At 32.2% G+C, this 230-nt stretch carries 1 protein-coding gene; it reads left to right on the top strand.

Annotation, left to right across the window (positions count from 1 at the left end; translation table 11 throughout):
- The coding region (locus tag SB775_RS34385) for an L-lactate dehydrogenase (RefSeq protein WP_410865768.1) at positions 1-147 on the top strand (147 nt) is incomplete at its 5' end.
- Between the last annotated feature and the right edge of the window lie 83 nt (positions 148-230).

The following is a 230-nucleotide window of genomic DNA, read 5'->3' on the forward strand; positions in this document are numbered from 1 at the left end:
CAAAAGGATGTTTATATCGGCGTACCTGCTGTTTTAAATCGCGGCGGTGTTCGTGAAATTTTAGAAGTGGAATTAAGTGAAGAAGAAGAATTAAAATTCGATCACTCTGTTCAAGTATTGAAAGAAACAATGGCTCCAGTTCTTTAATCGTTTATTCAAAAAAGCAATCCAATTTATTTTGGATTGCTTTTTTTGATTGTTCCTTGAAAACATGAGTTATTTTCTATCAT

The organism is Peribacillus sp. SIMBA_075, assembly GCF_046534585.1.